Source organism: Levilinea saccharolytica (assembly GCF_001306035.1).
In the GTDB taxonomy this organism is placed as follows: Bacteria; Chloroflexota; Anaerolineae; order Anaerolineales; family Anaerolineaceae; genus Levilinea; species Levilinea saccharolytica.
The window spans coordinates 92,002-106,205 of sequence record NZ_LGCM01000060.1 but is presented as its reverse complement, the minus strand read 5'-3'; the positions used below and the strand labels follow the sequence as shown (position 1 = coordinate 106,205).

General features: G+C 61.0%; 11 protein-coding genes. 5 read left to right on the top strand and 6 right to left on the bottom strand.

All coding sequences use genetic code 11. The annotated features are described in order from the left end of the window. Positions 1–110 precede the first annotated feature (110 nt). Positions 111–608, bottom strand: a complete 498-nt coding sequence (locus tag ADN01_RS16390) for a ferritin-like domain-containing protein (protein ID WP_062419125.1) — start codon at positions 606–608, stop codon at positions 111–113. A gap of 296 nt (positions 609–904) precedes the next feature. Between ADN01_RS16390 and ADN01_RS16385 the strand changes: the two genes are divergently transcribed. Both ADN01_RS16385 and ADN01_RS16380 read left to right on the top strand, forming a co-directional pair. Beyond that, positions 905–1,936 carry a LacI family DNA-binding transcriptional regulator gene (locus ADN01_RS16385; protein WP_062419124.1) on the top strand — a complete coding sequence of 344 codons (1,032 nt, stop codon included), beginning with the start codon at positions 905–907 and terminating at the stop codon, positions 1,934–1,936. 64 nt (positions 1,937–2,000) lie between these two features. Continuing rightward, on the top strand, positions 2,001–4,334 hold the full coding sequence (locus tag ADN01_RS16380) for a glycoside hydrolase family 3 N-terminal domain-containing protein (RefSeq protein WP_062419123.1): 2,334 nt from the start codon (positions 2,001–2,003) through the stop codon (positions 4,332–4,334). 81 nt (positions 4,335–4,415) lie between these two features. On the opposite strand, the gene xylB is transcribed toward ADN01_RS16380, so the two are convergent. From xylB to ADN01_RS16355, 5 genes are all read right to left on the bottom strand, one after another. Then, positions 4,416–5,918 (bottom strand): xylulokinase, encoded by a 1,503-nt coding sequence (gene xylB / locus ADN01_RS16375; protein WP_062419122.1) that lies wholly within the window; start codon positions 5,916–5,918, stop codon positions 4,416–4,418. A gap of 21 nt (positions 5,919–5,939) precedes the next feature. Beyond that, positions 5,940–7,106: a xylose isomerase gene (gene xylA, locus ADN01_RS16370; RefSeq protein ID WP_062419121.1), complete on the bottom strand. Its 1,167-nt coding sequence runs from the start codon at positions 7,104–7,106 to the stop codon at positions 5,940–5,942. 58 nt (positions 7,107–7,164) lie between these two features. Beyond that, positions 7,165–8,385, bottom strand: a complete 1,221-nt coding sequence (locus ADN01_RS16365; protein WP_062419120.1) for an ROK family transcriptional regulator — start codon at positions 8,383–8,385, stop codon at positions 7,165–7,167. Positions 8,386–8,546: 161 nt separating this feature from the next. Further along, positions 8,547–10,013 (bottom strand): catalase, encoded by a 1,467-nt coding sequence (locus tag ADN01_RS16360; protein ID WP_062419119.1) that lies wholly within the window; start codon positions 10,011–10,013, stop codon positions 8,547–8,549. 128 nt (positions 10,014–10,141) lie between these two features. After that, positions 10,142–10,591, bottom strand: a complete 450-nt coding sequence (locus ADN01_RS16355; protein ID WP_062419118.1) for a Fur family transcriptional regulator — start codon at positions 10,589–10,591, stop codon at positions 10,142–10,144. A gap of 220 nt (positions 10,592–10,811) precedes the next feature. On the opposite strand from ADN01_RS16355, the gene mtnA reads away from it, so the two are divergent. The 3 genes from mtnA to ahcY are packed head-to-tail and all read left to right on the top strand — an operon-like array spanning position 10,812 to position 14,142. Next, a complete protein-coding gene (gene mtnA, locus ADN01_RS16350) occupies positions 10,812–11,861 on the top strand; it encodes an S-methyl-5-thioribose-1-phosphate isomerase (RefSeq protein ID WP_062419117.1) in 1,050 nt (349 codons plus the stop codon). A 27-nt stretch (positions 11,862–11,888) separates the two neighbouring features. Further along, complete coding sequence (locus ADN01_RS16345) at positions 11,889–12,842, top strand: carbohydrate kinase family protein (protein ID WP_062419116.1); 954 nt, start codon at positions 11,889–11,891, stop codon at positions 12,840–12,842. Between the two features lie 40 nt (positions 12,843–12,882). Beyond that, positions 12,883–14,142, top strand: coding sequence for an adenosylhomocysteinase (gene ahcY, locus ADN01_RS16340; protein WP_062419115.1), 1,260 nt, complete (start codon positions 12,883–12,885; stop codon positions 14,140–14,142). The last annotated feature ends 62 nt before the right edge of the window (positions 14,143–14,204 follow it).

Genomic DNA, 14,204 nt, shown 5'->3' with positions numbered 1-14,204 from the left:
TGTGCATCTGGGCAATTTGCTGGCGGATTAGGCGGCACAGCGAAACAGCAGACTTAAATGACTGCGCCCTCCACGGGTGACCGGGAGGGCGCAGTTTTGCGTTAAGCAGGTTACTTGCGCATCATCATCGAGTCGAGGTCTTCATCCAACGACTGCAAATCTTCCTCGTGTTCCACCTCTTGCTGCAGGATGGTGAGGACGATGTTGTAGGTGACGGGGTCTTTGTCTTTGACCAGACCCAGGAGGCGCTGGTACACGTCAATGGCGCACTGTTCGCCTTTGATATTTTGGGCCAGGATCTCTTTTACAAAGGCATCGGTGGGGGCCTCGTAGCCGCAGTGGGTGTGCTTGAGCCACTCTTCGGGGCTGATGAGGGGGGTGCCGCCCAATTGAATGATGCGCAGCGCCAGCATATCGGCGTGAGCCAGTTCTTCCGTGGCGTGCAGCAGCAGCTCGGAAGCGACGGCGTCCTTCATGGGGCCTTTGACGATTTTCGCGCCCAGCCAGTATTGATAGTAGGCCAGCCACTCATCTGCAAATGCCTGGTTGAGCAGGCGCAGCAGTTCATCCACGTCCATGCCAACAATCTGACGACCTTTGGTTCCCATGTTTTTCTCCTATCGTTGGGGGTAGGTTGCTTTCTGTTTTTATTCTAGCATATCTTGGGGCGGTGCGCCCGCAGGGGGAAGGGCTGATTCTGGGCGGACGGCTTGACTCTGGGGACGGAATCCGCTATAGTTATGTAAACGTTTACATGAACGCGTAAACGGAAAAGACCAGTTCTGGGGCTGGTTGTGCGCCTGTGCGGCGGAAAACCCTCTGTGACAGCTTTTTTTGAATGGAGAAACGTGAACGAAACCCGTGAATACTGGATTTTGATCGCCAGGGATGTAAACGCTTCCAAATGAGCGCAGCTAACCGGAAGGTCACCATTGTGGAGGTCGCGGCGGCGGCAGGGGTGTCTTTTGGCACCGTGTCGCGCGTGATCAACGGTGATGCGCATGTGCGCCCCGAAACCCGCCAGCGCGTTTTGGAAGCCATGCGCGCCCTGCATTTCACCGCCAACCGTCAGGCACGCCGTCTGGCGGGGGGGCGCTCTAACAGCGTGGGCGTGCTGGTTCCCGATCTGGGTACCGGCTACATCGGCGAGATCGTGCGCGGCATTGACGCCGAGCTGAGCCTGAGCGGGTACGACCTGATTCTGTACACCACCCACCGCGCCCCGGCCAAAGAAGCAGAATACGTGGCCAATTTAGTGCAGGATATGGTGGATGGGCTGCTGCTGGTGCTGCCGCGCAATCCCACGGATTATCTTTCTACCCTGGCGCAGCGCGGCTTTCCCTTTGTGCTGATTGACCATCAGGGCACGGGGGCTGACTGCGCGGCGGTGGCGGCGGCCAACTGGCAGGGGGCGTATAACGCCGCGGACGCGCTGATCCGCATGGGCCACCGGCGCATCGGCTTCATCACCGGAGCGCTGGATTTGGGTGCGGCCGTGGACCGTCTGGACGGTTTTCAAACCGCGCTGCGCGCCCACCATATTCCTGATGAGGCGGAGCTGATTTACCAGGGAACCTTTCACCAGACGGACGGCTACACCGCCGCCTGTCATTTTCTGGACCTGCCGCAACCGCCCACCTTGATTTTCGCCTCCAACGATGTTATGGCGATGGCAGCGATGGACGCTGTGCGCGAGCGCGGGCTGCGCGTGCCGGAGGATATCTCGGTGATGGGCTTTGACGATATCCCCCAGGCGGCCCTGGTGCGGCCCGCTTTAACCACCGTGCGCCAGCCTCTGGAGCAGATGGGGCGCATGGCGGTGCAGATGCTGATGGAAATTTTTGGTGACCCGGCGGTTTCCCCCCGGCGGATCGAACTTCCCACGGAATTGATCCTGCGCGATTCAACCGCGCCCCCCAAGGCCCAGCCGTCCTGAGGATTCGGGCGGAGAACGTGCCAGGCGATCTCTTGAAACCTACTTTTTAATCGGAGTGAAACAGATGAACCCACGCAGTCAATCTTCCATCGCGGCCAGCCAAGCGGCTGAACTTTTGGGGCGCATGACCCTGATCGAAAAAATTACCCAATTAAATTCCTGCTGGATTCAGGAATTGCAGACCGACGGCCATTTTCATCCGCAAAAAATCCGGGCGCGGCTGGGGCAGGGCATCGGGCAGATCACCCGCCTGTCGGGCGGCACGACCCTCGATCCGCAGGCCGCGGCCAAGATGGCCAACACCATCCAGCACCAACTGGTGGAGCACACCCGCCTGGGCATCCCCGCCATCTTCCACGAAGAATGCTGCGCGGGGAGCATGACCTTGGGGGCCACGGCCTACCCGCAGATGCTGGGGCTGGCCTCCAGCTTTGAGCCGCAGTTGGCCGAGCGCATGACCGCCGAGATCCGCAAACAGCTGCGCGCTTTGGGCGCACACCAGGGCCTCGCGCCGGTGCTGGATGTGGCCCGCGACCCGCGCTGGGGGCGAGTGGAAGAGACCTTTGGTGAAGATCCGCTGCTGGTGAGCCAGTTTGGGGTGCATTACATTCGCGGCCTGCAAAGCGACGACCTGCGCCAGGGGGTCATGGCCACCGGCAAGCACTTTGTGGGCCACAGCCTTTCGCAGGGCGGGCTGAACTGCGCGCCGGTGCAGTTGGGCTGGCGCACGCTGTGGGAGGTGTATTTGATGCCTTTCCAGGCGGCCATCCGCGAGGCGGGTCTGGCTTCGATGATGAACGCCTATCCAGAACTGGACGGTGAGGTGGTGGCGGCTTCGCGCCGCATTTTAACCGACCTGCTGCGCGGCAAGCTGGGCTTTGACGGCGTGGTGGTCTCGGATTACGAAGCGGTGATGATGATCCACACCTATCACCACATGGCGCCCGACCTGCAAAGCGCTGCGGCGTTGGGACTGCGCGCGGGGATTGACGTGGAACTGCCCACGGCGCAGTGCTACAACGACTCCCTTGTGGGTCTGGTGGAATCCGGCAAAATTCCGTTGGAGTGGGTGGATCTGGCCGTGCAGCGGCACTTGCAGATGAAATTTGAATTGGGGCTGTTTGAAAACCCCTATGTGCCCGAAGAAGGTGTTCTGGATGTGTTTGAGACGGCAGAACAGCGCGCCCTGGCACTGGAGATCGCCCGCAAGAGCCTGGTGCTGCTCAGCAATCACGGCATGCTGCCGCTGGCCAAGACGGTGAAATCCCTGGCGGTGATCGGCCCGAACGCGGATGACCCCCGCAACCTGCTGGGCGATTATTCCTACGCGGCGGTGGTGGACCTGCTGGACTTCCAAAAACCCGCCGATTCGGCCTTTGAAAAGCTGGACCGCGCCGCGCTGAAGCCCCACGAGGTGCGTGTGGTGACGGTGCGCTCGGCCCTGGAGCGCCAGCTGCCGAAGACCCAAATCCTGTACGCCAAGGGCTGCGATGTGTTCTCTGAAGACCGCACCGGTTTTGAGGCGGCGGTGCGCGCCGCGGAGCAGGCCGAGGCGGTGGTGCTGGTATTGGGCGACAAGCCCGGCCTGACCCTGGACAGCACCTGCGGCGAAACGCGCGACAGCGCCGATCTGCGGCTGCCGGGTGTGCAGGAAGAGCTTGCCCGTGCGGTTTTGGCCGTTGGAAAGCCGGTGGTTGTGGTGCTGATCAACGGCCGCCCGCTGGCCATTCCAGAACTGGTGGACTCGGCTGGGGCGGTGCTGGAAGCCTGGATCCCCGGCGAAGAGGGCGGTACGGCTGTGGCGGAGGCCCTGGTAGGCGATATCAACCCCGGCGGCAAACTGACCATGACCTTCCCGCGCTCGGTGGGGCAGCTTCCGGTGTTCTATAACAACAAACCCGCGGGGCTGAAATCCAACTGGTATGTGAATTACGTGACCGAAAGCATCCGCCCGCTGTTCCCCTTTGGCCACGGGCTGAGCTACACCACGTTTGAATACTCCGACGCCTCGGTTTATCCGGCGCAGGCGCAGGCGGGTGAGATGGTGGAAGTGCGCTGCACGGTGAAGAACACCGGTTCCGCGGCAGGGGATGAGGTGGTGCAGCTGTACTGCCATGACCTTTACGGCAGCACCCCGCGCCCGGTGAAAGAGCTGAAAGGCTTTGCGCGCGTGTCCCTGCAGCCAGGGGAGAGCCGTCAGGTGAGCTTCCAACTGCCGGTGAACCTGCTGGCGTTCTATGATGAGAATCTGGATCTGGTGGTGGAAGCCGGCCCGGTGGAAGTGATGCTGGGCAGCTCTTCCGAAGATATCCGCTATACGGGCAGCCTGGAGATCAGCGGCGCAGCCAAGACCCCCATCGCGCAGCGGCTGTTCGGCTGTGAGGTGCAGGTAAGCTAGCGGCCGCCGCGAACGCAGATAAACAAAGCCCCCCTGAGGTGTTCGAAACCCTCAGGGGGGTACTTCTTTGCGGCAAGGAGTTTATCGGGAACTCATGCGCGCAAAAGCGGATTTTAAACTGGGATACAGCGATTTAAACACCGCGTACGATTCGCGGTAGGCGTCAAAATTCACCGGGTTGGGGGGCGTGCGGCGGGTGAGCTGGATGGTAGCGTCGCAGGCGGCCTGCACATCCGGCCAGAAGCCCGCGCCCACCCCGGCCAGCAGGGCCGCGCCAAAGGCACCGCCCTCACTGGTGTTGATTTCCACCAGCTCGGTTTCCAGCACATCGGCTAAGATCTGACGCCAGAGGGCGCCCTTGGTTCCGCCGCCAGAGGCGCGCACCTGGTGAATCTGGCCCAGGCCCGCGGCGCGAATCAGCTCGAAGCTGTCTTTCAGCCCAAAGGCCACACCTTCCAGCACGGCGCGGGTCAGATGGCCGCGGGTGTGGCGCAGGGTCATGCCGATGAAGGCGCCTCGCGCCAGGGGATCGGGGTGGGGGGTGCGCTCGCCGCTGAGGTAGGGCAGGAATTGCAGCCCTTCGCTGCCCGCGGGAACGGCGGCGGCCTCTTCCAACAGAGCTTCGAAGCTCATGTCGGGGGCCAGGGTGTCGTGATACCACTGCAAAGAACCAGCGGCGCTGAGCATGACGCCCATGAGATGCCACAGGCCGGGGGCCGCGTGGCAGAATGCGTGCAGACGGCCCTGCGGCTCAACCCAGGCCTGGGGCGTGGCGGCAAACACCACGCCGGAGGTGCCGACAGTGAGGGCGATGACCCCCGGCTGCACCGCGCCGACGCCCACCGCTTGGGCGGCCTGATCCCCACCGCCGGCAGCCACCGGCGTTCCGGCACGCAGGCCGGTGAGGGCAGCGGCTTCGGTGGTGATGCGCCCCGTGAATTCGGGGCCTTCAAAAGTGGGCGGGAACCATTCGGCGGGCAGCCCCAGAGCCGTCAGAACCTCAGACGACCATTGGCGGGCTTGGAGATCAAACAAAATGGTGCCGCTGCCGTCGGCTTTGTCCATGGCGAACTCGCCGGTCAGCCGGTAGCGGATGTAATCTTTGGGGAGCAGCACGTGGCGGGCCTGAGCAAAGACCTGCGGCTCGTTATTCTGCACCCACAGGATCTTGGGCGCGGTGAAGCCAGTGAGGGCGTCGTTTCCGGTGATTTGGATGAGGCGCTCTTTCCCGATGCGCTCGCGAATCTGGTTGCATTCGGCGGCGGTGCGCTGATCGTTCCACAGGATGGCCGGGCGCAGCACCTGGCCTTCGGCACCCAGGAGCACCAGTCCGTGCATCTGGCCGGTCAGGCCGACCGCGGCGATATGCGCGGGATCCGCGCCGGTTTCTTCCAGCACCTGACGGATGCTGGCGGCGGCTGCCTGCCACCACTCCTGGGGATCCTGCTCCGACCATAAGGGGCGGGGGGTGGAGAGGTTGAGGCGGGTGGAGCCTACCCCCAAAACGCGTCCGGCGGTGTCCGTCAGCAGGGCTTTGGCGGTGGTGGTGGATAGATCAATGCCCAGCAAATAGGATTCAGTCATGGGCGTCCTCATCTAATGGGGTTAGCGTACACCGAGGAGCAGATCCACCACCAACTGGTCGAGGGCTTCGTAATGCAGGCCACGGCTGCTGATAGCGGGGCGGTCGAAGGTGTGGGCCTTGAGCGCGGCGGCTTTTTCGGGGCTGAACTTGCCCAGGAAGGCGTTCATCTGGGGATCTTCGGCGTTGATTTCGGCCAGCAGCGCCTGAATTTCGGGATCCTGGTTGAAGCGCTGGGCTTTTTCTTTGAGGATGCCGTAGGTGCGCATGCAGCCGCGGGCGAAGTCGCGGACGCCCTGGTAATCTTCGGTGCGGAAGGCGTGCGCGTCAAAGTGACGGCTGCCGCTGTAGCGCACATCTTCGAGGAACTTGACCAGGAAGAAGGACTGCTTGATGCTCTGCATGCCGAAGCGCCAATCCTGATCGAAGCGGGCGTAGTTCTGGTCGTTGAGATCAATGTGGAAGAGCTTGCCAGCGTCCCAGGCCTGAGCCACGGCGTGGACAAAATTCAGCCCGGCCATGTGTTCGTGGGCCATTTCCGGGTTCACGCCGACCATTTCGGGGTGATCCAGGGTGGCGATGAAGCCCAGCATGGCGCCGGTGGTGGGCAGGTAGATGTCGCCGCGGGGTTCGTTGGGTTTGGCTTCCAGGGCGAACTTAAAGCCGTAATTTTGCGCCATGTTGTATTCGCACAGATAATTGAGGGCTTCGCGGAAGCGCTTGTAGCCGTCGGTGGGCTGGCGGCAGGCGTCAATCTCTACGCCTTCGCGCCCGCCCCAGAACACGTAAATCTGAGCGCCAAATTCCGCGCCCAAATCCATGGCGCGCATGGTCTTCTGCAGGGCGTAGGCGCGCACCTTGGGGTCGTTGGCGGTGAAAGCGCCGTCTTTGAAAATGGGATCGCCGAACAGGTTGGTGGTGGCCATCGGCACGACCAGGCCGGTTTCGGCCAGGGCCTGCTTGAAGGACTTCACGATCTGATCGCGCTCGGCGGGGGTGGCGTCAATCGGAACCAGATCGTTATCGTGGAAGTTGACACCGTAGGCGCCCACCTCGGCCAGCAGGTGTACCAGCTCGACGGGGGAGAGAGCGTCGCGGACGGGGGAGCCAAAGGGGTCGCGCCCGGTGGAGCCGACGGTCCACAGGCCAAATGTAAATTTGTCTTCGGGTTTGGGCAGATAGTTTGACATGGGTATCCTTTTCCTTTTGATAGATTCGCTCAAGCGGGCGGCTGATGAGAAAAGCAGGCTAGCTGATGGCGGCTTCGCGCAAAATGTCATCCAACACGATGGCGACCGCCCCAAAAATGCAGGCGTCTTTACCGCGTTCTGAGAAGGTGATTTTGGTTTGAGAGACAGACGGAGCCAGGGACTGCTCTCGGACGGTTTTTTCAATTTCGGGCAGCATCAGGTGGCGGGCCAGACTGAGCAGGCCGCCGATGATGACCATATCGGGGTTGAAGACGTTGACCAGATCAGCGATGCCTGCGCCGAGGTGGTAGGCCACTTCCTGCAGGGCCGCCAGACAGGCCGGGTCTCCAGTATCGGCGGCGTTGACGATCATCTCAAAGGTCAGCTGGCTTAAATCGGCAGGGAAGCCCGGAGGAAGCAGGTCTGTGGGGGTGTCGGCCAGACTTTTTTGCAGGCGCCGGAGCATGGCGCGCGGGCCGACCTGGGTTTCCCAACATCCACGCCGCCCGCATCCGCACCATTCCCCTTGTGGGTCGCGCTGGACGTGGCCAATTTCTCCGGCAAAGCCGTGTCCGCCGCGGAAGAGCTTTCCGGCGATGACGACACCGCCGCCCAGACCGATGCCGGAATTAAGGTAGATAAAATTCTCCACTTTGTGGGCCTGGCCGAAATAATATTCGCCCAGGGCAGCCAGATTGGCTTCATTATCCATGTAAATGGGCAGCTGAAAACGCTGGCTCCAGCGCTGTTCCAGGGGCAGGCTGCGCCAACCCAGGTTGGGGGCGTAGACCAATTCACCCAGGTTGACATTGACCAGACCGGGGAGACCGACTCCGATGCCGATGACGTGCTGACCGCGATCCTGCGCAGCGCAGATGGCTTGATCAATGACCGCCTCAGCCTGGGCCAGAATGTCGGCCTGGGGGGAGAGCGGCGAAATCACCTGGGTGGACTGCCAGATGGGCTGAGCCACAAAGTCGGCGGCCACCACAGAGACGAAATCTACCCCAATTTCTACGCCGATGATGGCCCCGCCCAGGGGGTTGAGCACCAGGGCAATCGACGGCCGGCCGACAGCAAAGCTAGGTACAGGCTGTTCCAGCACCAGATTTTCATCCAGCAGGGCGTTGACAATATGGGTGACGGTGCTGCGGTTCAGGCCGGTCAGCTTGGCGATGGCCGCGCGCGAAATGGGCGCGTGCAGGCGCAGGGTGTTGAGCACAAGAGATTTATTGACTTTTCGAACCAGATCCTGGTCGGCGGAACGCGGAGGGGTCATGGGCGAATCCAATTAATTGATCGTCGCAACAAATTAATTATAGCGGACTTTTACAAAAAATCAATGGGGAGAGCAGGATCACAGCAAAGTCATTTTTCTGCGCATGGGAACAAAAATCCCCCCTGGTGGGCACCAGGGGGGAAAGCACGGAAAAGGGGGGATCAGGCGGGGACTTCGCTGAGTGGGATGCCGAGCGCGTCGGCCACGCCCTTGCCGTAGGCCGGGTCGGCCTTGAGGCAGTTGCCGATGTGGCGGATTTTAATGAAGCGCGGCGCATCGCCCATGGCGCGGGCGGTGTTTTCAAACAGCACCTGCTGCTGGGCCTTACTCATCAGGCGGAAGAGCTTGCCCGGTTGGGTGTAGTAATCGGAATCGTCCTCGCGGAAATTCCAGTGGTCGGCCGCTCCGAACAGGTCCAGGGCGGGGTCGCGGTATTCGGGCTGCTCCTGCCATTCGCCAAAGCTGTTCGGCTCGTAGCCAACGCGCGCCCCGGCATTGCCATCCACGCGCATCAAACCGTCGCGGTGTGAAGGATTGGCGGGGGCGTTGTGGGGATGGTTGACCGGAATCTGATGGTGGTTGACCCCCAGGCGGTAGCGCTGGGCGTCGCCGTAAGAGAACAGGCGGCCCTGCAGCATTTTATCCGGCGAGAAGCTGATGCCGGGGACGACCGCTGCGGGGTTGAAGGCGGCCTGTTCCACATCCTGGAAGTAGTTTTCGGGGTTGCGGTTCAGCTCCAGAACGCCCACCTCGATGAGAGGGAAGTCCTTCTTGTACCACACTTTGGTGAGGTCGAAGGGGTTGTAGGGCATGTTGCGGGCCTGCTCTTCGGTCATCACCTGAATGTACATCGTCCAGCGGGGGAACTCGCCGCGGGCGATGCTGTCGAACAGGTCGCGCTGATGGCTTTCACGGTCTTTGGCGACGATGGCTTCGGCCTCCGCATCGGTGAGGTTCTGAATGCCCTGTTGGGTGTGCAGGTGGAACTTGACCCACACGCGCTCATTGTTGGCGTTGATCATGCTGAAGGTGTGGCTGCCGAACCCGTGCATGTGGCGGTAGGAGCGGGGGATGCCGCGCTCACTCATGGTGATGGTCACCTGATGCAGGGCTTCGGGCAGATTGGTCCAGAAGTCCCAGTTGTTGGTGGCCGAGCGCAGGTTGGTCTGCGGGTCGCGTTTGACGGCGCGGTTAAGATCGGGGAATTTGTGCGGGTCGCGCAGGAAGAAGACGGGGGTATTGTTGCCCACCAGATCCCAATTGCCCTCTTCGGTGTAGAACTTCATGGCAAAACCGCGGATGTCGCGTTCCGCATCTGCAGCGCCGCGCTCGCCGGCCACGGTGGAAAAGCGCACGAAGGCCTCGGTTTCTTTGCCGACGGCGGAGAAAATTTTGGCCTTGGTGTAGCGGGTGATGTCGTGGGTAACGGTGAACTTGCCAAACGCGCCGGAGCCTTTGGCGTGCATACGGCGTTCGGGAATGACCTCCCGGTCAAAATGAGCCAGTTTTTCGAGATACCACACATCTTGCAGCAGCATAGGGCCGCGCGGACCGGCTGTCATGGCGTTCTGATTATCTGGAACTGGCGCTCCAGCGGCCGTGGTTAGGCGTTTCTTTTTTTCCGTCATGGCTTATCCTTTCCTTTTATATGTGATTTGAAGAGGTGGTCCGGCAGAGGGGTAAAGACGCATCAGCCGGTTTGAATTGAGATTAATTCTTATTAGAAAATCATTTTCCAATTATGTTAAAAAAATAACTATGCACTGCGTTCGGCCTGCAGGCAGCTCTGGCACACGCCGTAGAAAACCAGCTGGTAGCGGGAGATATGGAAGCCGTAGGTTTGTTCGATCTCCTGGTTGAGGGCTGTCAGGCTGCGCACAGAGTCGCCGTCGAGGATGGCCCCGCAGCGGCTGCAAATCAGGTGGGGATGGGGGTAGGGCTTGTTGCCGTCGTAGTGACTGTCGCTGTGCAGATCAATTTCCAGCACCTCGCCCTCTTCTTTTAAGAGGGTCAGAGTCTTGTAGATGGTCGCCAGGCTGATGGTGGGGAACTGAGTGCGCAGGGTTTCGTACAGTTGAGACGCATTGGGGTGGCCTTCGGAAATGGAGAGCAGGCGCGCCAAAGCCAGACGGTGCGAGGTGAGGCGGCAGCCGCGCTGCTGCAATTTGTGGAGGAGGGATTGGTAACGGATTTCAGAATCGGTCATGTTTAGAGAATGATTATCCAAAAAGAATAATTTTCTTTAGTATAGCGCGTTTCCGTCCAGAATTCCAATACGGAATCCTTAAAAATTGCACCCGATTGCGGATTTGCAGCGGCGACCGGCGGGGAGTAGGCTTTGACAAACCAGGAATTGCATGTTAAACTAACAGAGGCGATCTTCGACGCTCTCAGCCGAGGGCGTTTTTTAGTGTAAGGTATGAAACATGCGAACCTTAGAGTGGAATGCTGAATCTGGCGAAATGATCATGATTGATCAGCGCATTTTACCGGCCCGCTTCGAGCGGGTCATTTGCCGCACCGCTGAAGACACCGCCGAGGCCATCCGCAATATGACCGTGCGCGGCGCTCCGGCGATTGGCGTTTCGGCGGCTTACGGCATGGCGCTGGCCCTGCTGCGGGCGCGCACCGACAGCGCGGACGCGCTGTGGGCGGAGTTGGAACGGGCCGGGGCACTTTTGACCGCCGCCCGCCCCACGGCTGTGAATCTGGCCTGGGCGGTGCAGCGTGTGCTGGCTGAATGTCAGCCGGCGCGCGGCTCGGCGGCTGCACTGCGCGAGCAGGTGGTGGCCGTGGCGGAGCGCATGGCGGATGAGGATGTGGAAGTCAACCGGCGCATTTCTACCTTTGGGGCGGAGCTGATTCAAGACGGCGACACGATCATTCATCACTGCAACACCGGCGCGCTGGCGACGGTGGATTGGGGCACAGCCCTGGGGGTGATCCGCATGGCCCACGAGCAGGGCAAGCGCGTGCATGTGCTGGTGGACGAGACCCGTCCGCGCCTGCAAGGTGCACGGCTGACCGCCTGGGAGCTGAGCCAGTACCGCATTCCCTACGAGATCATCAGCGACAATATGGCAGGCCATTTCCTGCGCAGCGGTCAGGTGCAGAAGGTGTTCTTCGGCGCAGACCGGGTGACGGCCAACGGCGACGTGGCCAACAAGATCGGCAGCTACATGCTGGCGCTGGCGGCCCACAGCAACCATGTGCCGGTGTATTCGGTTTTCCCCACTTCCACCGTGGATTTGAGTCTGGCGCACGGAGATTTGATCCCCATTGAAGAACGCGACCCGATGGAAGTTTTGGGTCTGGAATTTGAGGGCCAGCGGGTGACACCGGCGGATGCGCAGGCGCGCAACCCTGCTTTTGATGTGACCCCCAACCATTTGCTGACCGGTTTGGTGACCGAAAACGGTGTGGTCTACCCACCGTTTGTGGAGCACCTGCCGCGGTTTGTGCGGCCTGCCGCATAACTTTTGGATGAAAAACGGAACAGTCCTATGAGCATTTTATGTACCGGCTCCATCGCCTATGATTATTTGATGACGTTCCCCGGCTATTTTCGGGAACATATCTTACCCGACCGCTTAGACACCATCAGCCTGTCTTTCCTGGTGGATTCGATGGTGCGGCAGCGCGGCGGCGTGGCCCCTAACATTGCCTACACCCTGGCCCTGTTGGGCGAGCGGCCGCAGATCATGGCGACGGCCGGGATTGACTTTGAAGAATACCGCGCCTGGCTGGAGGCGCAGAACATTGACACCAGCCTGATCAAGATCATCCCCGATAAATACACCGCCTCTTTCTTCGCCAACACCGATAAGGTCAACAACCAGATCGCCAGCTTTTACACCGGCGCCATGGCCAACGCCAGCGAACTGTCGCTGCGGGATGTGCCCAACAAGCCCGAACTGGTGGTGATTTCGCCCAACGACCCGCGGGCGATGGAAGTGCTGGTGGATGAATGCGTGTCCCTGGGCATCCCCTACCTGTATGACCCCAGCCAGCAGATCGTGCGCGTGAGCGGCGAGACGCTGCGCAAGGGTGTGGAAGGGGCCTATTCCGTGTTTGTCAACGAGTATGAATTTGAGCTGATCCAAAAGCATACCGGCATGAGCGCGGCAGACATCCGCAAGCAGGTGCAGCTTTTGGTGGTGACCTTGGGGGAACGCGGCGCGCGCATTCATACCGAGGGGCAGACCTACGATGTCCCTGCGGTGGCGCCCGTGACCACGGCGGACCCCACCGGCGTGGGGGATGCCTTCCGCGGCGGTTTCCTGCGCGGGCTGCGGCTGGGGTTGGGTTGGGAACTGGCTGGTAAAGTGGGCGCGTTGGCGGCCACGTACTGCCTGGAGCAGGCCGGAACCCAAAATCACCGCTACACCCGCACCGAATTTGTGACGCGGTTTCGCACCTATTTTGATGATCAAGGCGCCTTAGACGTCTTGTTATAAGATCTACTTAGTTTTGGGCTGCGGCCCTGGAGGAACCTGAATGTCGAACTACGATATTAAAGATAGCAAGCTCGCCGAAGGCGGCCGCCGCCGGATCGAGTGGGCTGAGCGTGAGATGCCCGTGCTGCGCCAGATTCGGGAGCGCTTTTTGCGAGAACGCCCGCTGGCGGGTGTGCGTGTTTCGGGCTGTCTGCACGTCACGGCTGAAACCGCCAATTTGATCAAAACCCTGGCCGACGGCGGCGCCGATGTGGTGCTGACCGCCTCGAACCCGCTTTCCACCCAGGATGATGTGGCTGCTTCGCTGGTGTCGCACAACGAAATTCCCGTGTTTGCCATCAAGGGCGAAGACAACGTCACCTATTACAAGCACCTGAACGCTGCCCTGGATCACAAGCCGCATGTCACCATGGACGACGGCGCCGACCTGGTCAGCACCCTGCACAAAGACCGCCGTGATTTGCTGCCCCAGGTGATCGGCGGCACGGAAGAGACCACCACCGGCGTGATCCGCCTGCGCGCGATGGCGGCGGACGGGGCTTTGGAATTCCCGGTGATCGCGGTCAACGACGCCATGACCAAGCACTTCTTTGATAACCGCTACGGCACCGGCCAGTCCACCCTGGACGGCATCATCCGCGCCACCAATATGCTCCTGGCGGGCAAGGTGTTCGTGGTGGCAGGCTACGGTTGGTGCGGCCGCGGGCTGGCCAGCCGCGCGCGCGGTTTGGGCGCCAACGTGATCGTCACCGAAGTGGACCCCATGCCGGCTTTGGAAGCGGTCATGGACGGTTTCCGCGTCATGCCGATGGAAGAAGCCGCCCGCATTGGCGACATCTTCTGCACGGTGACCGGCGACCTGAACGTGATTGACAAGCACCATTTTGAGGTGATGAAAGACGGCGCGATTGTGTCCAACTCCGGCCATTTCAACGTCGAGATCAACATCCCGGCGCTGGATGCGATGGCGGTCTCCAAATCGCTGGTGCGCCCCTTCGTGGAAGCCTACGACCTGAAAGACGGCCGCCGCATTCACATTTTGGGCGAAGGCCGCCTGATCAACCTGGCTTCGGCCGAAGGCCACCCGGCCAGCGTGATGGATATGTCCTTTGCCAACCAGGCCCTGGGTCTGGAATACATGGTGAAGAACGGCAAGAAGCTGGAGCGCAAGGTCTACTCCGTGCCGGAAGAAATTGACCGCGAGATCGCCCGCATTAAGCTGCTGGCGATGGGTGTGGCCATTGACACCCTGACCGATGAGCAGGTGCGTTATCTGAATTCCTGGCAGGAAGGCACCTAAACCGCTGAGGTTTTCAGGCTGTGCGATAAAAATCAGGGGCTGCCCGTTGTGTTGGGCAGCCC